The sequence below is a fragment of the Amycolatopsis orientalis genome (genome assembly GCF_000943515.2).
In the GTDB taxonomy this organism is placed as follows: Bacteria; Actinomycetota; Actinomycetes; order Mycobacteriales; family Pseudonocardiaceae; genus Amycolatopsis; species Amycolatopsis orientalis.
The window spans coordinates 6,602,051-6,621,972 of sequence record NZ_CP016174.1 but is presented as its reverse complement, the minus strand read 5'-3'; the positions used below and the strand labels follow the sequence as shown (position 1 = coordinate 6,621,972).

The 19,922-nt window shown below is 69.5% G+C and carries 21 protein-coding genes; 7 read left to right on the top strand and 14 right to left on the bottom strand.

Annotation, left to right across the window (positions count from 1 at the left end):
- Nucleotides 1-18: 18 nt before the first annotated feature.
- Nucleotides 19-774: a peroxide stress protein YaaA gene (yaaA, locus tag SD37_RS28595; RefSeq protein WP_044850944.1), complete on the bottom strand. Its 756-nt coding sequence runs from the start codon at nt 772-774 to the stop codon at nt 19-21.
- Nucleotides 775-833: 59 nt separating this feature from the next.
- Here yaaA and SD37_RS28590 point away from each other — a divergent pair, with 59 nt between their 5' ends.
- Together SD37_RS28590 and SD37_RS28585 are read left to right on the top strand one after the other, a co-directional pair.
- On the top strand, nt 834-1,802 hold the full coding sequence (locus SD37_RS28590) for a GNAT family N-acetyltransferase (protein ID WP_044850828.1): 969 nt from the start codon (nt 834-836) through the stop codon (nt 1,800-1,802).
- Between the two features lie 72 nt (nt 1,803-1,874).
- Complete coding sequence (locus SD37_RS28585; RefSeq protein WP_044850827.1) at nt 1,875-2,810, top strand: hypothetical protein; 936 nt, start codon at nt 1,875-1,877, stop codon at nt 2,808-2,810.
- A 38-nt stretch (nt 2,811-2,848) separates the two neighbouring features.
- On the opposite strand, the gene SD37_RS28580 is transcribed toward SD37_RS28585, so the two are convergent.
- Together SD37_RS28580 and SD37_RS28575 are read right to left on the bottom strand one after the other, a co-directional pair.
- A complete protein-coding gene (locus SD37_RS28580; protein WP_044850826.1) occupies nt 2,849-3,751 on the bottom strand; it encodes a 2-hydroxyacid dehydrogenase in 903 nt (300 codons plus the stop codon).
- 28 nt (nt 3,752-3,779) lie between these two features.
- Nucleotides 3,780-4,136 carry a VOC family protein gene (locus SD37_RS28575; protein WP_044850825.1) on the bottom strand — a complete coding sequence of 119 codons (357 nt, stop codon included), beginning with the start codon at nt 4,134-4,136 and terminating at the stop codon, nt 3,780-3,782.
- A gap of 257 nt (nt 4,137-4,393) precedes the next feature.
- On the opposite strand from SD37_RS28575, the gene SD37_RS28570 reads away from it, so the two are divergent.
- Together SD37_RS28570 and SD37_RS28565 are read left to right on the top strand one after the other, a co-directional pair.
- A complete protein-coding gene (locus SD37_RS28570; protein WP_044850824.1) occupies nt 4,394-6,142 on the top strand; it encodes a proline--tRNA ligase in 1,749 nt (582 codons plus the stop codon).
- Nucleotides 6,142-7,095 (top strand): DUF8017 domain-containing protein, encoded by a 954-nt coding sequence (locus tag SD37_RS28565; protein ID WP_044850823.1) that lies wholly within the window; start codon nt 6,142-6,144, stop codon nt 7,093-7,095. Before SD37_RS28570 ends, SD37_RS28565 begins: the two co-directional genes overlap by 1 nt.
- Nucleotides 7,096-7,187: 92 nt before the next feature.
- On the opposite strand, the gene SD37_RS28560 is transcribed toward SD37_RS28565, so the two are convergent.
- The 4 genes from SD37_RS28560 to SD37_RS28545 all read right to left on the bottom strand — a co-directional run bounded on the left by SD37_RS28560 (nt 7,188) and on the right by SD37_RS28545 (nt 11,921).
- Entirely contained in the window at nt 7,188-9,392 is a 2,205-nt protein-coding gene (locus SD37_RS28560) for a bifunctional lysylphosphatidylglycerol flippase/synthetase MprF (RefSeq protein WP_236725136.1), read from the bottom strand.
- A 70-nt stretch (nt 9,393-9,462) separates the two neighbouring features.
- Entirely contained in the window at nt 9,463-10,320 is an 858-nt protein-coding gene (locus SD37_RS28555) for a DUF8017 domain-containing protein (RefSeq protein WP_044850822.1), read from the bottom strand.
- On the bottom strand, nt 10,317-11,225 hold the full coding sequence (locus SD37_RS28550; RefSeq protein ID WP_044850821.1) for a DUF8017 domain-containing protein: 909 nt from the start codon (nt 11,223-11,225) through the stop codon (nt 10,317-10,319). Before SD37_RS28550 ends, SD37_RS28555 begins: the two co-directional genes overlap by 4 nt.
- 9 nt (nt 11,226-11,234) lie before the next feature.
- Complete coding sequence (locus tag SD37_RS28545) at nt 11,235-11,921, bottom strand: HAD hydrolase-like protein (RefSeq protein ID WP_083255110.1); 687 nt, start codon at nt 11,919-11,921, stop codon at nt 11,235-11,237.
- A gap of 130 nt (nt 11,922-12,051) precedes the next feature.
- Between SD37_RS28545 and SD37_RS28540 the strand changes: the two genes are divergently transcribed.
- Nucleotides 12,052-13,056, top strand: coding sequence for a YhgE/Pip domain-containing protein (locus tag SD37_RS28540; RefSeq protein ID WP_044850819.1), 1,005 nt, complete (start codon nt 12,052-12,054; stop codon nt 13,054-13,056).
- On the opposite strand, the gene SD37_RS28535 is transcribed toward SD37_RS28540, so the two are convergent.
- Both SD37_RS28535 and SD37_RS28530 read right to left on the bottom strand, forming a co-directional pair.
- Complete coding sequence (locus SD37_RS28535; protein ID WP_044850818.1) at nt 12,994-13,404, bottom strand: secondary thiamine-phosphate synthase enzyme YjbQ; 411 nt, start codon at nt 13,402-13,404, stop codon at nt 12,994-12,996. The two genes, SD37_RS28540 and SD37_RS28535, sit on opposite strands and share 63 nt — an antisense overlap.
- Before the next feature lie 32 nt (nt 13,405-13,436).
- The gene (locus SD37_RS28530; RefSeq protein ID WP_044850817.1) at nt 13,437-14,000 is read right to left on the bottom strand and encodes a helix-turn-helix domain-containing protein; all 564 of its coding nucleotides are present in this window, start codon (nt 13,998-14,000) and stop codon (nt 13,437-13,439) included.
- Between the two features lie 31 nt (nt 14,001-14,031).
- On the opposite strand from SD37_RS28530, the gene SD37_RS28525 reads away from it, so the two are divergent.
- The gene (locus SD37_RS28525) at nt 14,032-14,562 is read left to right on the top strand and encodes a GNAT family N-acetyltransferase (RefSeq protein WP_044850816.1); all 531 of its coding nucleotides are present in this window, start codon (nt 14,032-14,034) and stop codon (nt 14,560-14,562) included.
- A 10-nt stretch (nt 14,563-14,572) separates the two neighbouring features.
- On the opposite strand, the gene SD37_RS28520 is transcribed toward SD37_RS28525, so the two are convergent.
- From SD37_RS28520 to SD37_RS28500, 5 genes are read right to left on the bottom strand one after another with little or no spacing between them, the layout of a single operon-like run.
- Entirely contained in the window at nt 14,573-15,217 is a 645-nt protein-coding gene (locus SD37_RS28520) for a response regulator transcription factor (protein WP_037313923.1), read from the bottom strand.
- A 16-nt stretch (nt 15,218-15,233) separates the two neighbouring features.
- Complete coding sequence (locus tag SD37_RS28515) at nt 15,234-16,505, bottom strand: sensor histidine kinase (RefSeq protein ID WP_044850815.1); 1,272 nt, start codon at nt 16,503-16,505, stop codon at nt 15,234-15,236.
- Between the two features lie 48 nt (nt 16,506-16,553).
- On the bottom strand, nt 16,554-16,757 hold the full coding sequence (locus SD37_RS28510; RefSeq protein ID WP_044850814.1) for a hypothetical protein: 204 nt from the start codon (nt 16,755-16,757) through the stop codon (nt 16,554-16,556).
- 10 nt (nt 16,758-16,767) lie between these two features.
- Entirely contained in the window at nt 16,768-17,883 is a 1,116-nt protein-coding gene (locus SD37_RS28505; protein ID WP_044850813.1) for a fatty acid desaturase family protein, read from the bottom strand.
- 13 nt (nt 17,884-17,896) lie between these two features.
- Entirely contained in the window at nt 17,897-18,988 is a 1,092-nt protein-coding gene (locus tag SD37_RS28500; protein WP_044850812.1) for a ferredoxin reductase, read from the bottom strand.
- Nucleotides 18,989-19,091: 103 nt separating this feature from the next.
- Here SD37_RS28500 and SD37_RS28495 point away from each other — a divergent pair, with 103 nt between their 5' ends.
- Nucleotides 19,092-19,748 carry a TetR family transcriptional regulator gene (locus tag SD37_RS28495; RefSeq protein ID WP_044850811.1) on the top strand — a complete coding sequence of 219 codons (657 nt, stop codon included), beginning with the start codon at nt 19,092-19,094 and terminating at the stop codon, nt 19,746-19,748.
- The last annotated feature ends 174 nt before the right edge of the window (nt 19,749-19,922 follow it).

The window sequence follows — 19,922 nt, the reverse complement described above, 5'->3', positions numbered from 1 at the left end:
GCCCGTAGGGGTACGGAACTAATGCACTCCGTCCCCGGTGAGCAGCTCCAGACTGTGGTCGCCGGTGCGCTCGACGTCGAGGCCCGCCTTCGACAGCACCCGGATCAGCTGCTCCACAGTGGACGGTTCGCTGCGGGACTTCACCAGTTCGGCGGCCAGCCTTCCCTTGTACGCCTTGTTGAAGTGACTCACCGTGGTCCGGTTGCCCTTCGCGTCCTCGGTCACGACGCGGACGGTCACCGCGTCCGGCCGGAGCTTCGCGAGCGCCGAGTAGGTCCCGGAGCGCAGGTCGACGACCAGCCCCTCGATTCCCTGGAGCACCGGTTCGAGCACCGGCTTCCAGACACCGCGGACGGTCCCGAGCGACGGCAGCGCGTTCCCGCCGGAGAGCCGGTACGCGGGGATCGGGTCGGTCGCCGCGACCACCCCGAAGAGCGCCGAGGCGACGGCGAGGCGGTTCTCGGCCTTCGCCAGCGTCGCCTTGGTGAACGATTTGACGTCGAGCGCGTCGTAGAGCACCCCGGTGTAGCGCCGCAGTGCGGGCATCGTCGGCGAGGACCACAGCTCGGCGTTGCGGGCCACCTCGTCGGCCTGCCGCGGCGTGATGCCGAGCGCGGCGATGCTGGCGGGGACGTCGCCCGCCAGTTCGGCCAGCGCGTCGGCCAGCTTCGCCCTGGTCGGGTTCAGTGCCGGGAACGACAGCGCGCCGAGGTCCAGCGGCGCGCCGGTGCCGCCGGCGGCCTTGGTTTCGGAAGGGGGGAGCAGCACGAGCACCACGGAAGCGTAACTAAATGGAGTGCGTCACCCGGAGGCGCGGGCTTAGCCTCGTCCACATGAGCCTGACCTGGCGTCCGCTGACCATGGACGATATGCCGCGCCTGGCGGAGACCTTCGCCGAAGCGGAGCGCGTCGAGCCGATCGACGAGCACTACAGCGCGGAGGACCTCGCCGAAGAGATCTCTTCGCCCAACGTCGACCTGCCCACCGCGACCATCAGCGCCTGGGACGGCGACAAGCTGGTCGCCTACGGTCTGCTCAGGCGGCGCGACGCGGCGAACCCGGCGCATATGGTGCGGGTCGAGACGCTCGTCCATCCCGGCTATCGCGACGACGCGATCGCCGCGCGCCTCACCGGCTGGTTCGAGGAGGCCGGCAAGCGGATCCACGCGAAGTCCTTCCCGGACGCGCCGCTGGAACTGCACGCCGCCGCCAACACCAGCCAGCGCTGGCTCTCCGGCGTGCTCGTGGCCTCCGGGTACGAGCACGCCCGGTGGTTCGTCGACATGCGTGCCGACCTCGCGTCGATCCCGCCGGTCGAGCCGCTGCCCGAAGAGTTCCCGCTCGTCACGTACGAGGACAAGTACGAGGAGCTCACGCTGCGGTCCCGTAACGAGACGTTCGCGGACCACTGGGGGAGTACGGCACAGTCTCCGGAGGCTTGGCGGCATCTGGTGGTCGGCGCCAAGGACTTCCAGCCGGACCTTTCGTTCCTGCTGCTGAGCCCGGACAGGGACAAGGTGGTCGCGATGGTGCTGAGCGCCTTCTTCGCCTCCGACGAGGCCGCCACGGGCGTGAAGGACCTGTATGTCAGCCATGTCGCGACCGACGCCGGCCTCCGCGGCCGCGGGATCGCGGGCGCGCTGCTCGGGCACACGCTCGTCCAAGCGAAGGCCAAGGGCTTCCAGCGGGCCTCCCTCAACGTCGACCAGGACAACACCCACCGCGCCCTCGGTGTCTACGAACGGGTCGGGTTCAGCGAGCATCAGCGCTGGGCCGGGTACGTGAAGCCCGTCCCGACCTGACCGCTTGTCACCCGAAAGGGTGGATTTCGGTAGAGTCGATCCTCTCTGAGAGATCGCGGGGGTGGTAGGGCGTTGCCGGTTTCCGCACGCCTCGGCTGGCATGACCTGCCGTCGGCGACGCGTGACGCCGTGGAGCGTGAGCTCGGGTCGGTGGTGCGCCGCACGCTGTGGCAGACCCCGGAATTCGACGGCGGTGTCGCCGCGAGGCTCGAACTCGAACGTGATCGCCGCTGGATCTTCCTGAAGGCGATCCCCGCGAACAGCCCGCGTGCGGGCGGCTACCGGACGGAAGCCGCCCTCGCGCGGCAACTGCCCGCGGAAGCGCCCACCCCGCAACTGCTGTCCTTTGTGGACAGCGACTGGCTGGTGCTCGCGTTCGCCGACTTCGACGGAACCCGGCCGAACCTGCGCCCGGGATCGCCGGACCTCTCCGCCGTGCTGGCCACCTTCGGCGCGCTCGGGCGCACGCTCACGCCGTGCCCGCTGCCCGACGTCCCGGACGCCCTCGACGACCTCGGCCCGCTCCTGCGCGGCTGGCACGAACTCGCGAAGGAGCCGCCGGACGACCTCGACGGCTGGGCCGTCCGCAATCTCGACCGGCTCGTCCAGCTGGAGACGTCCTGGCATCCCTGGGCGGCCGGGGACACGTTGCTGCACAACGACATCCAGCCCGAATACCTGGTGCGGACCGGCACCGGCCGGGTTCTCGTCACCAACTGGCGTTATCCGGCCAGGGGAGCGGGCTGGCTCGATCTGGTCGCGCTCGTCCCGTACCTGCTCGACGCCGGGCACGAACCCGCCGACGTCGACCGCCTGCTGCGACGGCGCCCCGTGCTCACGGGCATCCCGGTCTGGGCGGTCACCGCGTTCGGCGTCGCCTTGGCCGGGCACGCCGAACGGGCTTGCCGGTTACCGGAACCTCCGGCGACGACCGGGGTCCGTGCGGCGCAACGCCGTCTCGCCGCGGGCATGCGCGCCTGGCTCGCCTACCGCACGCACTGGCACTAGCCGGCGAACCGACCGCGTCCAGAGGACGAAACGCGGGGTCAGGAGACCACGTTCAGCGGCTCTTCCCCGGCGGCGTACCGGCGCAGCTGCTCGGTGACCAGCCGCTTCGCGCGCGGGTAGAACGACGCCGACCCGCCCGCGATATGCGGCGTGATGACCACCCCGGGCGCCGTCCACAGTGGATGCCCGGCGGGCAGCGGTTCCGGCTCGACGACGTCCAGTGCCGCGCGCAACCGCCCGGCCACGGCCTCGGCCGTGAGCGCGGCCGTGTCGATCGCCGAACCCCGCCCGACGTTCACCACCAGGGCACCGTCCGGCAGTGCCGCGAGTTCGGCGGCGCCGAGCAGCCCCGTGGTCGCGGGGGTCTCGGGCAGGATCAGGACCACGATGTCGGCGGACGGCAGCAGCTTCGCCAGTTCACCGACACCGTGCACCCTCTCCGCGGGCCGTGCCCTGCTCGCCACCCTGGTCACGATCGCTTCGGCCGCGAGGAGCTGCCGCTCGATGGCCTGGCCGATCGAGCCGTACCCCACCAGCAGGACGCGGCTGTCGGCCAGCGAGCGCGTGTGCTCGCGCTCCCACGACCCCGTCGCCTGCTGCGCGAACCAGCGCGGAAGATCCCGCTGAGCGGCGTGGATCAACGCGAGCGCGTGCTCGGCCACGCTGAGGTCGTGCAGGCCACGGCCGTTGGCCAGCTTCACCCCCGCCGGCACCAGCGGAAGCAGCTTCTCCACCCCGGCCGAAAGCGACTGCACGAGCTTCAGCGACGGAAGCCTGTCGAGCAGCTTCGTCGGCTCCGCTCCGGAGTCGTACGGCAGCACGTAGAACTCGACGTCGCCGAGATCGCCGTCCGGCAGCGGGCCGGTGCCGTCGTACAGCCGGGCACTCAGGCCCTCGGGCAGTGCGAGGTCGGACCAGGGCAGGATGGCGCGCTCCGTCATAGCGCCATTCTGACCATCGCGACCCGGCTCAGCCCTGGTGGGTGGCGACGCAGAACTCGTTGCCCACGGGATCGGCCAGCACCGTCCAGGCCATTCCCGGCATCTCGTGCACGTCCAGCTTCGTGGCACCCAAACCGATCAGGCGCTCCACCTCCTTCTCCATGTCGTCGGTACCGAAGTCCATGTGGACCCGGTTCTTGCCGGCGCGCTCCTCCGGTACCCGCTGGAAGGCGAACACCGGCGCGCTTCCCACCGCGGGGCGCAGGATCAGGAACTCGCCGTCGTAGTCCTGGTCCACCTCCACCCCGAGCGCCTTCGTCCAGAACGCCGCGAGCCCGCGCGGATCCGCGCAGTCGATCGTGATCATGCCCAGCTCGATACCCATACCCGGCAAGCTAGCGGCACCCACCGACAAAACCGGGCGCCCGCCCGCAGGGCCCACGGCGGGACTCCGTGAAGGACTCCTTGAGGGACCCAGAGTCCCTCAAGGAGTCCTTCACGGACCGAGCTCGGGACAGCAACCGCGCCCCCTCGAACGCGATGGCTTGGCCGGACCCGCGATAACCGGTTGAAGCGTCCCGGGGCGGGGTGACTACGCTGCGCAGAACGTCTAAGCGCGTAATTCCAGCGAGGAGCCCAGAAGTGATCACCAGGATGTCGTCGTTGTTCCTTCGCACTCTGCGCGAGGATCCGGCGGACGCCGAGGTACCGAGCCACCGGCTCCTGGTACGTGCCGGCTACGTCCGCCGGGTCGCCCCGGGCGGCTACTCCTGGCTGCCGCTGGGCCTGCGGGTGCTGCGCCGTGTCGAGAACGTCGTCCGCGACGAGATGAACGCCATCGGCGCGCAGGAGATCCAGTTCCCCGCGCTGCTGCCGAAGGAGCCTTACGAGGCCACCGGCCGCTGGACCGAGTACGGCGACGCCCTGTTCCGTCTCAAGGACCGCAAGGGCGCCGACTACCTCCTCGGCCCGACGCACGAAGAGCTCTTCGCGCTCACCGTGAAGGGTGAATACAGCTCGTACAAGGACTACCCCGTCGTCCTGTACCAAATCCAGACGAAGTACCGCGACGAGGCGCGCCCCCGCGCCGGCATCCTGCGCGGCCGCGAGTTCGTCATGAAGGACTCCTATTCCTTCGACCTCGACGACGAGGGCCTGACGAAGTCGTACGAGCTGCACAGGCAGGCGTACACGAAGCTGTTCGACCGCCTCGGCATCGAGTACGTCGTCGTCAAGGCGACCTCGGGCGCGATGGGCGGCTCGGCCTCCGAGGAGTTCCTCGCCGTCGCCGAGACCGGTGAGGACACCTACGTCCGCAGCACCGAATCGGGTTACGCGGCCAACGTCGAAGCGGTCACCACGCCCGCTCCCGAGGCGAAGCCGATCGAGGGACTGCCCGAGGCGAAGGTCCACCACACGCCGGACACCCCGACCATCGAGTCGCTGGTCAAGTTCCTGAACGACGCCGGTCTCGGCCGCACCTTCACCGCCGCGGACACGCTCAAGAACGTGCTGGTGAAGACGCGTCAGCCGGGTGCGAAGGAGTGGGAGCTGCTGGCCATCGGCCTCCCCGGCGACCGCGAGGTCGACACCAAGCGCCTCGAAGCCTCGCTCGAGCCCGCCGAGTTCGAACTGCTCGAAGAGGCCGACTTCGCCAAGAACCCCTTCCTCGTCAAGGGCTACATCGGTCCGAAGGCGCTGAAGGACAACGGCGTCCGCTACCTCCTCGACCCGCGCGTCGTCGACGGCACCGCCTGGGTCACCGGCGCCGACGAGCGCGATCACCACGTGGTCGATCTGGTCGCGGGCCGCGACTTCACCGGCGACGGCACGATCGAGGCCGCCGAGGTCCGCGAAGGCGACGCTTCGCCCGACGGCAAGGGCACCTTGGTCGCCGCGCGCGGTATCGAGATCGGGCACATCTTCCAGCTGGGCCGTAAGTACGCGGACGCGTTCGAACTGGACGCGCTGGGCCCGGACTCCAAGCCCATCCGCATCACCATGGGCTCCTACGGCGTCGGCGTCTCGCGTCTGGTCGGCGTGCTCGCCGAGCAGAACCACGACGACCTCGGCATCATCTGGCCGCGCGAGGTCTCGCCGTTCGACGTGCACGTGGTCATCGCGGGCAAGGACGAGACCGTCGCCGCCGGCGCGGAGAAGCTCGCCGCCGAACTGGACGCCGCCGGGATCGAGGTCGTCCTCGACGACCGCAAGGCGACCCCCGGCGTGAAGTTCGCGGACGCCGAACTCGTCGGGGTGCCGACCATCCTGGTGGTCGGGCGCGGTCTGGCGAACGGCGTCGTCGAGGTCAAGGACCGCCGCACCGGCGACCGTGAAGAGATCGCCGTCGACGCGGTCGTGGAGCATCTGGTCAAGCTCGTCCGTTCGTAATGGGGCTGTTCGGCAAGAAGCGCGGGGATTCCCCGGGCTACGAGGACAACGCGGCGCTGGACGGGTTCGGGGGTTATCAGCCCTCGGACTCGCCCGGCTACCGGCCTTCGCCTGCCGAACCCGCGCCGGAACCGGAACCCGAGACCGAACCTGAGCCCGCGCAGACGCCTAAGCAGCCGATGTCGCGAAGCGGGCGAAGGGCCATGTACGGCTTCTTCGCCACGCTCGGTGTCATCGCTGTCGCGGCGCTCGCGAACAACGGCTCGGACCGGTCGTCGAGCGACTCGCCGACCACCCGGACCCCGATCGTCTACACGCCTTCGCCGCGGGTCGTCGCGCCGCCGGTGACCGACGGCTGGCAGTCGGTGGCCGGGGCCGACGGCCAGGTCGCCTACGACGTCCCGCCGAACTGGACGCCGAAACCGACCACCATCCACGGCTGGGAGAAGAACGTTCTCGGCCCCGGGATCTCCATGTTCTCCAGCGCTTTCCTCGGTGACGGCTACTGTCCGGCGGTCAAGGGCAGCCGGATCGGGGGCAGCGGGCTGACGACCGTGAAAATGGCCGACGCGCCCGCCGCGGCGGACAAGGCCGTCAACGATCTCGCGGTGAGCGCGTACAACCCCGACGGAGGCCCGGCGTCGGCCAAGATCGTGGCCGAACCAGTCCAGGCGACGGAGTTCACGCTGGGCAACGGCAAGAAGGCCCCCGCAAGCATCCTCATCGCGGAGGTCACCCTCGGGCACACCGGGCCGTGTATCCCGAAGCGCGCCTTGGTCGGCGTGCAGGCGGTGGACATGGGAGACGCGGCGGCGGCTTTGCTCGTCTATTCGGACCAGGACCAACAGGGCAGTGCGGACCGCGAGCAGATCCTGAAGATCCTCAAGACCTACCGGGGCGTTCCGGAGGCCGACCGCAAGACCATCACTCCGCCGCCTTCGACCTTGCGCTGAGGCGACGGTCCCGCTGGGTCGTGAGTGGTAATGAGGGTTAGAACCGTCATTACCACTCACGAGACCAGCGACCGAAGACTCACGTGGAGCGGCTATCCCGGGGGCAGGACGCCCTGTTCGCCCACCGCGACCTGGGTCACCAGGCGGCGCCCTGCCGACGCCGATCGCGGGCTGGCCGATGAGCGGGGCTTCTTGCCGGACCTGGCGAGTTTGGCCAGCCGCAGCAGCCCGGTGTTCGGCAGGTAGGCCCGGCCGAGCGCGATCCCGATCCGCGGCAGATCCGCCTCGTCGCGGAACGCGAGGTACAGCGGGACGTGCCGCGGCTGGAACTTCGCCTTGAACGCGTGCAGCGAACGGAATCCGTAGAACGGCTCCATCATCGTGCCGAGCGCGTCGAGGACGCGTTCGACGGCGTGCGCGGGTTCGCCGGAACTCGCCAGGGGGGCACCGGACAGCGAAACGAACTTCGCGCCTTCTTCGCGGAAGGCCAGGCAGGACGACGCGATCAGGAACTCCATCGTGGGGCGGAAACCGTCGGACCGCTTGCGCATGACGTCGAGCGTCCAGCCGCCGACGGCGCCGGCCCCGGTGTGGACCGGCAGCCATGACGTCACACCGTGGACCACGCCGTCGGCGTCCACCGCGAGACCGACCCTGGTCTCCGGGTCCATCGCCTCGTCGACGCCGCCGAGGGTGAAGCCCATCTCCGGCATGCCCTTGTCGCCGATCCATTCCTCGGAGATGGCGCGCACCTGGGAGATCACCGAACGGGGCTGGTCGGCGAGCCGGACCAGCCGGAACTCGATGCCGTCCTTCTTGGCGCGGTTGAGCGCGGTCCGCACGTCCTGCCAGCGCTTGCCGCGGAACTCCAGCGTCTCCAGCTCGATCAGGGTGTCCTCGGCGACCTGGACCTGCTTCCAGCCGTGGTCCGCCGTCTTGGCGGTGGTGTCGCCGGTGGCGGAGAACAGGCACGGCACCAGACCGGTGTTCTCGCACATCGTGATGAACTCGGCGATCGTCCGGTCACCGGCGCCATCGGGCGCGATCGGGTCGCCGAGGGCGATGGCGACCCCGGCGTGGCGCCGGTAGGCGAGGTAGGACTTGCCGTCCGCCGACACGAAGTACGAGTTCTGCGGCCACGTCGTCATCCACGAGAGCGTGCTTCCGCCGTGACGGCTGAGCAGCGTGCGGGCCAGCGCGGGGTTGCCCATCCGGCCGAGACGGCGGCGCTTCCGCCGCGACGGGACGCGGAAGGCACCGCGGGAGGAGATCAGCAGCGCGAACTCGACCGTCCACAGGAGATTGTCCACGAAGAACAGCGGCGGATCCGAAAGCCCGGTGTCCTCACCGAGGACCTCGGCCAGCGCGAGCACCCCGCCGTAGGCCATCACCTGCAGGATGACGAACGACGTCAGGATCATCGCGCACCACCAGGCGACCTGGCTGCCCTTGCGCAGGCCGTTCATGATCGGCAGCACGATCAGGCACAGGATGCCGACTTCCCAGGTGGAGAGCGAAAGCTCCTCGGACGAACCGAAGGGACCGTTGCCCGGTACGAAGGACATCACCAGCTCCGCGACCGTGAGCACCAGCAGCCCGGCCACGACGTAGAACCGCCATTCGCGCAGGCTCGGCCGCCGTTCGCGGCCGGCGTCCGGCGAGCCGATGAACCTGCGCCCGAACGGCAGGGCCAGCACCAGCGCGAAGAAGTGCACGAGGTCGGCGAGCGTGCCGACGAAGATGATCGCGATCCCGGCGTAGACGCACAACCCGGCACGCAACCGGAGCCGCCACGGCGGGCGCAGGGTGGCGCTGGCGACCGCGACCGCGGCGAGCGCCCCACCGGAGAATCCGACGTCGAGGCTGCCCGCGACCCGTTCCGCCCACTCCCAGCCGGAGTTGCGGCTCAAGGCCAGGAACTGGACCGCGACCAGCACGCTGACGAACTGGCCGCCGATCGCGATCGCCATCGCCCGGCGCGTGCCGAGCCGCCATTCCGCGAAGCCCGCGAACAGGGCGAAGCTGAGCACCATCGGCAGGTAGTACAGCGGGACGACCGCGAACAGCGGTCCGGTGAACAAGGTCCACCAGCGGCCTGATTCGAGCGACGGCAGCCCGTACGCGATGTACGGGTACACCGCGCGATCCTCGGCGGCGGACCACAGCGCGCCCGTGGCCAAGGCGAGCGCGAGCATGGTGACCGTGACGAGGGTCGTGAAAGGCAGCCGGTGCCTCAGCACCGTGGCGATCTTGCGTGTCCGGCCCGGCGCGGCCGTCCCGCTTCCCCCAATTGGCATGGACTCAAGGTAGGCGGAAGAGGCTTGCGAGGACATCGGGTAGCGGACCTATATTTCCCTTAGGGGAGTGCTACTCCCGACGGATGCTGCCACCCATCTTGAGGACTATGTCCCTGGCTATCGCACCCGGGATCCCCTGGTCCGCCAGTACCAGGAGGACGTGGTAACGGCCGGAGCCGGGCAGCGCGCGCAGGGGCAGGGCGATGGCGGTGATCGCGACCGAGGGCGCCGGGCAGGGTCCGTCCGAGGTGGGGACGACGGTGGTGGTCACGGCCGTGGCGATGGTGCCGCCGTCGAGGACGGTCACCGGTCCGGACGCGCCGGTCTCGGTCTTCGGGGTCCCGCCGCCGATCGACCCGTACGCGGCTTCGGCCCACCGGAGGGTGGTCTCCTCCGCCGCCTGGGCGATGCCACCGACCTCGCCCTCGTCGATGGTGGTGAATCCGGCCATCGCCCGCGCCGAGAGTTCGGAGCCGGGGCAGAAATCGCGCCGGTACCGGGCGACGCCCTGCAAGGTGACGAGCTCACCGGCCGGGGTCTCGTAACCGACGGCGACGTCGGGTTCCTCGATCGTCCAGTCCGGCGGGACGTCGAACACGAGCGGGTGATCGTCGGACAGGACCGGTTGCCAGCCCGCGATCACGGGACCGATCCGGGTGGGCATCACCGGATCGGGCAGGACGAGGTCCTCGGCGGACGGCGGTGTCGCGGTCCTGGCCCGGTAGGTGGCCGTCGTACCGACCGCGAGGACGATGACGAGCCCGATGATGCCCAGGGCCGGCAGCAGACGGGGTCGTCGCGGCGGAGCGGTGTCCCGGACGACGGGAATCGGCCGTGTCCGCTCGGCTTCTGATTCCAGCGGCTGCCCGGTGAGCGGATCGACGAACCACAGTCGCGGTTCGTCGGAACGCCCACCGGGGCCGGTCATTGCTGAGGCCTCAAACTCGCGAGGATCAGTTGCGCGTCCGAGTCGGGCAGGGCGTCGGGAGTGCCCTGGTCGAGGATCATCACGAAGCAGACGGTCTGCTGGCCGATCTTGAACGCCGCCGAAGTGACCTTCACACTCGGCGCCCGGCAGCCCTCGGTCTCCCGCGGGGTGAACGTGGCGCTGGAACTGACCGCCTGGATCGTGCCGTCCGCGATGGGGACCGGCTTGATCTCGGGCAGCGGTACGTCGGCGTTGCCCGTGGCGGACTGGATCCACAGCCGGACAGCGCCCCTGGCGGCGTTCTCGACCGGGATCTGCTCCGCGGTGGCGAAGCCGACCATTCCCCGGTTCGAGCCGCTGACGTCAGGGCACGCGCCGAGTTTGTACCTCGAGACCTCGTGGATGACCATCTTGAGGTCGCGTTCGGTGTTCCCGGTCGTGTAGCCCGCGGTGGTCTCCCAGCCGACAGGAGGCAGGTCATACGCGGTCTTGTCCTGCCTGGACACGATTCCCTGCCAGCCCAGCGTCTTGGCCGGGACCTTGTTGCCCTCCTTGGCCTCACCGCTCGGGGTCGTCGACGGCGGGTTCGACGCGGACGCCGACGCGGAGGGCGGTGTGGGCTGCGGCTGGGGATCTTCGCCGTCGCGCAGGACGAAGAAGAGCGTGGCGCCGACGGCGATCACCACGACGAGCGCGCCGAGGCCGATCCACAGACCCTTCTTGCCCTTCTTGGGCGGTTCCGGCGCGAAACCGTGGTAGGTCTGCTGCGGGAAATGCTGGAAACCCTGCTGCTGGGGATCCTGGCCGTACTGCTGCGGGTTCTGCGGCGGATACCCCTGCTGCGGGGGCTGCTGCCGGTAGGGCTGCTGTCGCTCCGGCCAGCCGTCGCCGCCTGGGTATGCCATGGACCGAGTTTAGTCGGGGTTCCCCAGTACGGCGGCACGCACCGCTGCCAGATCGGAGAGGTCGCCGAGCACGGTGTGCGCCCCCGCGTCGGCCAGTTCCTCCGCGCTGAACTGCCCTGTCGCCACGGCCACCGCGACGGCGCCGTTGTCGAGCGCGGCCCGTACGTCGTCCGGGGTGTCGCCGATGACGACGACCGACGTCGGCGCGAAGTCCGTGCCGTGTTTCGCCGACGCGTGGCCGACGGCGGCGGGCACCAGATCGGGCCGGTGCGCCGAGAGCGAGCCGTAGCCGCCGATCTCGAAGTCGACGTGTTCGTGCAGGTCGAACGCGGTCAGCTTGTGCACGGAGATCTCCGGCAGGTTCCCGGTGACCAGCGTCTGCACGATGCCGCCGTGGGTGGCGAAGTCGTTCAGGGCTTCCTTGGCGCCGGGGAGCGCCCGGCCGTTCGAGGACAGCGTCGGCGCGTGACTTTCGGAGACCGCGATCAGCGCGAGCCAGAGCGCGCGCACGTTCTCCTCGGTGGGCTCGACGCCGTGCGAGGTCAGGATGTCCGCGCTGATGGCGCGTTCGGTGCGGCCGCCGAAGTTCGGCAGCGCCCGCAGTTCGACGCCGGCGACCTCGGCGAGCGCGGCCGTGTACCAGGCGGCGCCGACCCCGCGCAGGTCCACGAGGGTCTGGTCGATGTCCCACAGCACGAGCCGGTGCGGAGTAGTCACGCGGTCGACGGTACCGGTGAGCTAATTCAACGTCTGTTGACTTCCGTGCGGCCGGGGCCTACCTTGAGGGCAATTAATTCAACGACTGACGAATAAATGGAGGACGGTCATGCCGAACCCGAGCCGTCGCCCCGCCGGGGCCTTCGCCTTACTCGCCGCGGTGGCGGGCGCGCTGGTCGCCGTCGTGCTCGGCTTTCTCACCTTCGGCGCGCAGGCCACCGTCGCGCCCGACGGTCTCCCCCTCGCCGTGGCCGCGCCGCCGGGACCGCTCCAGGCGGCCGCGCACGGGATCGCGTCCCATGGCGGCGGCCAGGTCTCCTGGCGGGTGACCTCGGCCGAGGAAGGCCGGAAACTGCTGGAGGACAAGGAGGTCTACGGCGTTCTCGAACTTCCGTCGACCGTCGTGGTCGCCGGCGCGGTGAACCCGTCCGGGACCCAGATCGCGCAGCAGGTGCTGACCGGCGCGGCGCAGGCACTGGGCGGGACGCCGAAGGTCGAGACGCTGCACGCCGCGAGCGTGGCGGGCCGGGTCGCGCCGCTCGGGCTGAGCGCGCTGGCGTGGGTGGGCTGCCTCGCCGCGGGCGCCGTGCTGGTCCTGGTCGGCGCCCGGATCGGCCGGGAGGCGGGAGCCGCCGCGCGGTGCACGCAGATTTTCTCGGCGGGGGTGCTGGTCACCGGCGTCCTGGCCGGATTCCTGAAGCTCTGGGACTCCTCGCTCCCGCTCGGCTGGGACGTCCTCGGGTTCCTCTTCCTCACCTCGACCGCGTTCGCCTCCCTGCAGACCGGCCTGCTGCGGCTGCTCGGCGTGCGGGCGATGGCGGTCCTCGGCCCGCTGTACCTGGTCGCGCCCGCCGTCGCGGGCCAGGTGCCGGAGCTGCTGAACCCGGCGTACCGCGCGGTGCTGTGGTCCTGGACACCGTTCCGGTTCTCCACCGAAGGTCTCCGGAGTCTGCTGCAGGGTGTGCCCGGCGCGCCGGACGTCACGACCGGGATCTGGGTGCTGGCCGCGCTGCTCGGCGCCGGGCTGGTGGTCGCGCTGTGGCCGGTCCGGTCAGCCCTCCAGGAGACTGAAGCGGACGCGCCGCACCGGGTTGTCCAGGTTGGTGTCCACTAGACAGATCGACTGCCAGGTGCCCAGCGTCAGCACCCCGCCGAGCACCGGGATCGTCGCGAACGGCGGCAGCAGCGCGGGCAGGACGTGGTCACGGCCGTGACCGGGACTGCCGTGCTGGTGCCGCCAGCGGCCGTCGCGGGGCAGCAGGTCGTCGAGCGCCGCGAGCAGGTCTTCGTCGCTGCCCGCGCCGGTTTCGAGGATCGCCAGCCCGGAGGTCGCGTGCGGGACGAAGACGTGCAGGATCCCGTCCTCGGCGTCCGCGTCGCGCAGGAAGGTCTCGGCGTCCTTGGTCAGGTCGTGCACCACGGCCACGCTGCCGGTGCGCACCTCGATCTCCGTGGAGTACATGCTCGTCACGGTAGTGCGGTGTGGGCCGGGTGTCAGGCGTGCCGCCGCGCGAGGGCGACCAGATAGCGCACTGGCCGGTCCGTCGGATTGACGTAGGCGCACGGCTGCGGCGTGCCCAGCTGGAGGCAGTCGCCCGTATCGAGTTCGTGGTCGACGTCGCCCTCGCGGAACCGCAGATGTCCTTCGAGCACCCAGATCTGGTGATGGGTCAGCGCGTAGGTGTGGGCGGGGAAGGAGACCTCGGCGCCGGCGGGCAGGACGACTTCGACCAATTCGAGCGGTCCGCCCAGCGACGGCGAGACGGCGCGGCGCACGTAGCCGGTGTCCGGGTCGGTCCAGGTCGGCTGATCGGCCGCGCGCACGAGCCGCCGGTCACCGTGTTCGGCGCGCGCGACCAGCTCGGACAGCGTCATGCCGAGCGCGGCCGAAAGCCTGCTGAGCAGGACGGCCGTCGGCTGGGCCTCACCGCGTTCGATCTTGCCGATCATCGCCCTGGACACGCCGGACATTTCGGCGAGAGCGTTGGCCGAGAGGTTCTGGTCGACTCTCGCGGACTGGAGCGTCGCGGCGAGCGACGCGGACAAGGGATCCGACATGCTGCTCACTATAGTGGCAGCATCGGATACTATGGTCGCCATGGTGATCAGGGAAGCGACGGAAGACGACGCGGCGGCCTGCGCGGGGATCTACGCGCCGTACGTCACTGATACGGCGATCTCGTTCGAGACCGAGCCGCCGAAACCGGACGAGATGGCCGAGCGCATCGCCAAGGCGCTGCGCTCACACGCTTGGCTCGTACTCGAAGACGACGAAGGACGCGTTGCCGGCTACGCGTACGGAGGTCCGTTCAGCGGCCGTCCCGCCTACCGCTGGTCATGCGAGGTCAGCATCTACCTGGAGATGGGCCGACGGCGGACGGGCGGCGGCCGCGCGCTCTACCAGGCGCTGCTGGACCGGCTGGCCGCACGCGGATTCCGGACGTTCTGCGCGGGAATGGTGCTGCCGAACGACGCGAGCGCCGGACTGCACCGGGCGATGGGTTTCGAGCCGGTGGGCACTTACCGGCGGATCGGGTACAAGCACGGGGCGTGGCGGGATGTGGCGTGGGTGCAGCTGTGCCTGCCGGAGGTGGACGGGGTCCCTGCCGAGCCTCGGTGACGGCCCAGGACTAGGACTCCAGGTACCGCAGCACCGCCAGCACCCGCCGGTTGTCCCCTTCGGACTGTGGCAGCGCCAGCTTCCCGAAGATGCTCGACACGTACTTCTCCACCGAGCCCGCCGAAAGGAACAGCGCGGTCGCGATCGCCGAGTTCGACCGGCCTTCGGCCATCAGCCCGAGCACCTCCCGCTCGCGCGGGGTCAGCCCGGCGAGCGCGTCCGTCTTCCGGGTGGCGGCGAAGAGCTGGCTGACCACTTCCGGATCGAGCACGGTTTCCCCGTCGGCGACCCGCTGGAGCGCGTCGAGGAAGTCCGACACCTCGGCGACGCGGTCCTTCAGCAGGTAGCCGACACCGCCCGCGCGGTCGGCCAGGAGTTCCGTCGCGTACTGCGTCTCGACGTACTGGGAGAACAGCAGGATCGCGCAGCCGGGCAGTTCCGCGCGGAGCGCGATCGACGCGCGCAGTCCTTCGTCGGTGTGCGTCGGCGGCATGCGGATATCCACAATGGACACATCCGGCCGGTGTTCGCGAACCGCCGCGCACAGGCTGTCGCCGTCGGCCACCGCCGCGACGACTTCGTGGCCCCGAAGGTTCAGCAGTTCGACGAGTCCCTCCCTCAGGATGGCCGAATCCTCCGCGATCACGACGCGCACGCCGCCCCCCATGTTCCTATTTCCGTAGTGGTATCTCCGCGCTGATCACCGTAGGCCCTCCCACGGGGCTGTCGATGTCGAGCCCGCCGTCGACGGTCGCGAGCCGCTCGGCGATCCCGGCGAGCCCGCCGCCGCGTTCCAGCCGTGCCCCGCCTTCGCCGCCGTCCCGCACCACGAGCCGTAAGGCGTCACCGACGATACCGACGTCGACCTCGATCGCCGACGAGGTGTGCTTGGCGGCGTTGGTCAGCAGTTCGGCGACGGTGAAGTAGGCGATGGTCTCGATCGACGGCGACGGCCTGGCCGGCAGATCCACGGAGATCCGCGCGTCGATCCCCGAGCTGGCGGCCAAAGTGGACAGTGCGACGTCGAGGCCGGCGTCGAGGGCGGCGGGGTGGATACCGCGGGCGAGGTCCCGCAGTTCGATCAGCGCCTGCTTCGCGTTGGCGTGCGCGGCGGTGACCAGGGCCGTCACGTGGTCGACGTCGCCGCCCGCACGCAGTTCGTCCTTCGCGATGCCGAGCTTCATCGCGAGCGCGACCAGCTGGGCCTGCGCGCCGTCGTGCAGGTCACGTTCGATCCGGCGCAGGCGCCGTGCCGCGTCGTCGACGGCGGTAGCCCGGCTGCGTTCGAGATCGCGCACGCGTTTCGACAGGTCCTCGGCGCCGAGGACGCCGCGCACCAGCAGCCGGTCGAATTCGGTCAGCCCGTGCACCACCCACGGCATCGCCAGCAGCACGGCCAGCCCGGTCAGCGCGAGCGGCAGGGTCAGTGGCCAGGTGTCGACGCGGAGGTCGAACGTCGGCATGGCTTCGCCGTTCAGGGTGAACCAGAAGAGCGGGTAGGTCAGCGTGCTCACGGCGTAGACGAACAGCGTCGCGACCAGGAAGAGTTCGATCAACGTGAGCGGCAGCCGGATCAGCAGGTAGGCGATCGAACGCCAGCCCGCCGGATCACCGATCTTGCTCTTGATCCCGTTCCACAGGCCCGGCCGCAGCTCGGGCCGGGTGGGGGCGGTGACCCTCGTGCCGAGCAGGACCCGGGCGAGGCCGATATGCGCGGCGCCGATCAGCCGCGCCCCCGCCAGCACACCGATGAGCACCGGCAACCCGATGGTGAGCAGGCTCAGTCCGGTCCCGAGTACCAGTCCGACGACGACGAGCGCCACGAACACCAGCGTCAGCGGCGCTCCGATCAGCACCCACGCCAGCTCGGCCCAGTACGCACGGCTCAGCTGCGCACCGAAGGCGCGTCCGGCGAGCCGGGGCATGGCGAGGCGGGTGGTCACGGCATTCAGCCTGCCGTGGCCACCCGCCCCGTGCCCATCCAGGTTTCCCTAGTCTTCGCGCTGCTGTTCGTCCGCCTGTGCCCGCTGGGACGCCTCGCGCATCTCGATGACGTCCGTCAGCCAGTCGCCGGTTTCGCGGGCGATGTCCCGGATCGCGCCGGTGATGATCGTCGCGATGTTGCCGATATGGGTGGCCGCCGACTCGGTGACCTCTTGGACCACGTCCTTGGTGCTTTCGAACTGACCGACCATGTCAGCCACCTTATGCCGCTCGGAGGGTCTTGTCGCTTTCCACGGTAGCGGGAGAGCGGCGTTCACCGTTCCAGGGCATGGCCAGTTTCACGATCTTCTTGGCCACCGAGAACATCTGCTTGTGCAGCGGGCCGGTGTTGTACGGCAGGCCGTACTTCTCGCAGATCGCCCGCACCTCGGCCGCGATCTCCGGGTAGCGGCGCGCCGGGATGTCCGGGAACAGGTGGTGCTCGATCTGGTGCGAGAGGTTCCCGGTCATGATGTGGAAGAGCTTGCCGCCGGTGATGTTCGCCGAACCGAGGATCTGCCGCAGGTACCACTGACCCCGCGACTCGTTCTCGGTCTCCTCCTCGGTGAAGCTCTCGACGTCGGCGGGGAAGTGCCCGCAGAAGATGATCGAGAACGCCCACAGGTTGCGGGTCAGGTTCGCGGTCGCGTTGCCGAGGAAGGTCAGCGGCGCGAGCGGACCGGTCAGCAGCGGGAAGAGCACGTAATCCTTGCCGACCTGGCGACCGGCCTTCTTGAGCATCTTCAGGCCGACCTCCTTGTTGTCCGACCAGCTGCGCTCGCCCTTGAGGACGCGGTCGAATTCGAGGTCGTGCAGCATGACGCCCCACTGGAACATGAACGCCAGCGCCACGGCGTACACCGGGTTGCCGAGGTAGTACGGGTGCCACTTCTGCGCGGGGTCCAGCCGGAGGACGCCGTAACCGATGTCGCGGTCCTTGTCGAGGATGTTGGTGTAGGTGTGGTGCATGTAGTTGTGCGAATGGCGCCAGTTCTCCGCGGGGGCGACGTTGTCCCATTCGAATTTCTGGGAGCTCAGCGCCGGGTCGCGTGTCCAGTCGTACTGGCCGTGCATGACGTTGTGGCCGATCTCCATGTTGTCGAGGATCTTCGCCACCGAAAGCGCGGCCACCCCGGCGACCCACGCGGGCGGGAAGAACCCGGCGAACAGCAGCCCGCGGCCGGCGACCTCCAGCGCGCGCTGGGTCTTGATGACGTTGTGGATGTAGTCGACGTCGACCTGGCCGAGGTCGGCGACGATCCGCTGGCGGATCTCGTCCAGTTCGCGGCCGAACTCCTCGACCTGGGCGGGGGTGAGTTTGTCCTGCAAGCCGGTCATGCCGGAGTCCTTTCTAAGCGTTGATCTCGACGTCCCCGACGGGGACGGAGATGCAGAGCTGGATCTCTTCGTTCTCTTCGCTGGAGGTTTCGCCGGTCTTGGCGTTGCGCACGCAGCCCGAGGTCTTGACCTGCGTGCAGGAGAAGCAGATGCCCATCCGGCAGCCGTGTTCCGGCCGCAGGCCCGCGTCTTCCGCCTGCTCCAGCAACGGTTTCCCGGAGTTCTCGAATTCGCGGCCGCTGCGCGCGAACCGGATCTGCCCCTCGGCGCTGTCGGTGTCGAAGGTGAGCGCGGGTGGGGTGAACTCCTCGGTGTGCAGATGTGCACCCAGGCCGTCGGCCTCGAACGCCTCGCGGACGGAATCCATCAGCGGCTTCGGCCCGCACAGGAAGGTCTCGGCGTCCGGATACCACGGCGCGGCCTCCGCGAGGTGCTCCTTCGAGAAGAAGCCGTGCAGGTCCCCGCCGGTTTTCGCGTGGGTGAACGCGTGTACCACCCGCAGACCGGGCAGGCGGCGGGCGAGGTCGGCGAGTTCGGCGCGGTAGAGCGCGTCGTCGGCGCCGTTGGAGTAGTGCAGGAAGGCGACATCGCCCTCGTGACGCTCGTCCGCCAGCGTGCGCAGCATCGACAGGACGGGCGTGATCCCGCTTCCGCCGCTCAGCAGCAGGATCCGCCGGGGCCTCGGCGACGGCAGCGTGAACTCACCGTCCGGAGTGGACAGTCCGAGTACGGAACCGATGGTGACCGTGCGGTTCAGATGCCGTGAGACGAGGCCCTGCGGGTCGGCCTTGATGGTCAGTTCCAGTGTGCCGTCGTGCTCCGAACCGGCGGGCGAGTAGCAGCGGGTGCGGCGGACGCCGTCGATCTCGACGGTCACCCGCACGTACTGACCCGCGACGAAGCCGCGCCAGGCCCGGCTCGGCCGGATGGTCAGGGTGACCGTGTCGGGGGTCTGCCGCCGGACATCGGTGACCAGGCCGCGGATCTCTCGGCGGACCAGCATCGGATCGACGAGTTCGAGGTAGCGGTCCATGCCATGGGGCGTGAGCAGGGCCTCGGCCAGCGAGGCCAGCCGCCTGGCCCTGCGCGGTACCAGTGCCGTCATCACATCTCCCGAAGTTTTTCCAAGAAGTTCAGTGAACGCTTGTACACTGAACAGTGAAGTGGCGATGGTCCCGCTTGTCAACGCGAGAGGAGGCCGATGTGACGTGGGTGATAGGACGGAGGCGATTACGCTGTCCGTCGTGACAACTGAGCCCGTTTCCCGGCAGGAGCGCAAACAGCGCACGCGGCAAGCGCTGCTGGACGCCGCGCTGGACCTGGTCGCGGAACGCGGGTTTTCCGGCCTGAGCCTGCGAGAAGTCGCGAAACAGGCGGGGATCGTGCCGACGGCGTTCTATCGCCATTTCGCGTCGATGGACGAACTCGGGGTCGCGCTCGTCGAGGAGTCGATGCGCACACTCCGCACGATGATCCGCTCGGCGCGCACCAGGCCCGCGGCGTACAACGACATGATCCGCACGTCCGTGCGCATCCTGCACGAGCACGTACGGGCGCACGAGGATCACTTCCACTTCCTGACGCGGGAGCGCTACGGCGGCACCGGCCCGGTCCGGCAGGCGATCGGTTTCGAACTCAAGCTCTTCGTCAGCGAACTCGCCGTCGACCTCGCGCGGTTCGACAATCTCCGCGAATGGGCCACCGAGGATCTCCACCTGCTCGCCGACCTGATCGTGACGACCATGCTCACGACTGTGCTGGAGTTGCTCGAGACCCCGGCGCGCGACAGCGAGATCGTGCGCACGGCCGAACGGCGGTTGCGGCTGATCTTTCTGGGGGTGCCGAACTGGCGCAGTGTTCCGTGACGGGCGGAACCGTTGCTCCGTAAGTGTCATGAGGGGTCCCCATAGGACGAATTCCGTCCTATGGGGACCCCTTATGACATCCCCCACCTGGATCGATGGCTGGATCGATCGTGATGGCGGATGTCACGCAAAGATGCCTTCCGGACACGTTCAGCCATGGGACTTGTCGGCCGG

What these genes read in the sequence shown, in the direction of transcription:
- SD37_RS28500 (WP_044850812.1), bottom strand. Translation starts at nt 18,988, where the DNA reads ATGACGGCACTGGTACCGCGCAGGGCCAGGCGGCTGGCCTCGCTGGCC.
- SD37_RS28590 (WP_044850828.1), top strand. Translation starts at nt 834, where the DNA reads ATGAGCCTGACCTGGCGTCCGCTGACCATGGACGATATGCCGCGCCTG.
- SD37_RS28565 (WP_044850823.1), top strand. Translation starts at nt 6,142, where the DNA reads ATGGGGCTGTTCGGCAAGAAGCGCGGGGATTCCCCGGGCTACGAGGAC.
- SD37_RS28535 (WP_044850818.1), bottom strand. Translation starts at nt 13,404, where the DNA reads ATGTACTCCACGGAGATCGAGGTGCGCACCGGCAGCGTGGCCGTGGTG.
- SD37_RS28575 (WP_044850825.1), bottom strand. Translation starts at nt 4,136, where the DNA reads ATGGGTATCGAGCTGGGCATGATCACGATCGACTGCGCGGATCCGCGC.
- SD37_RS28510 (WP_044850814.1), bottom strand. Translation starts at nt 16,757, where the DNA reads ATGGTCGGTCAGTTCGAAAGCACCAAGGACGTGGTCCAAGAGGTCACC.
- SD37_RS28540 (WP_044850819.1), top strand. Translation starts at nt 12,052, where the DNA reads ATGCCGAACCCGAGCCGTCGCCCCGCCGGGGCCTTCGCCTTACTCGCC.
- SD37_RS28505 (WP_044850813.1), bottom strand. Translation starts at nt 17,883, where the DNA reads ATGACCGGCTTGCAGGACAAACTCACCCCCGCCCAGGTCGAGGAGTTC.
- SD37_RS28530 (WP_044850817.1), bottom strand. Translation starts at nt 14,000, where the DNA reads ATGTCGGATCCCTTGTCCGCGTCGCTCGCCGCGACGCTCCAGTCCGCG.
- SD37_RS28580 (WP_044850826.1), bottom strand. Translation starts at nt 3,751, where the DNA reads ATGACGGAGCGCGCCATCCTGCCCTGGTCCGACCTCGCACTGCCCGAG.
- SD37_RS28525 (WP_044850816.1), top strand. Translation starts at nt 14,032, where the DNA reads ATGGTCGCCATGGTGATCAGGGAAGCGACGGAAGACGACGCGGCGGCC.
- SD37_RS28550 (WP_044850821.1), bottom strand. Translation starts at nt 11,225, where the DNA reads ATGGCATACCCAGGCGGCGACGGCTGGCCGGAGCGACAGCAGCCCTAC.
- SD37_RS28560 (WP_236725136.1), bottom strand. Translation starts at nt 9,392, where the DNA reads ATGCCAATTGGGGGAAGCGGGACGGCCGCGCCGGGCCGGACACGCAAG.
- SD37_RS28555 (WP_044850822.1), bottom strand. Translation starts at nt 10,320, where the DNA reads ATGACCGGCCCCGGTGGGCGTTCCGACGAACCGCGACTGTGGTTCGTC.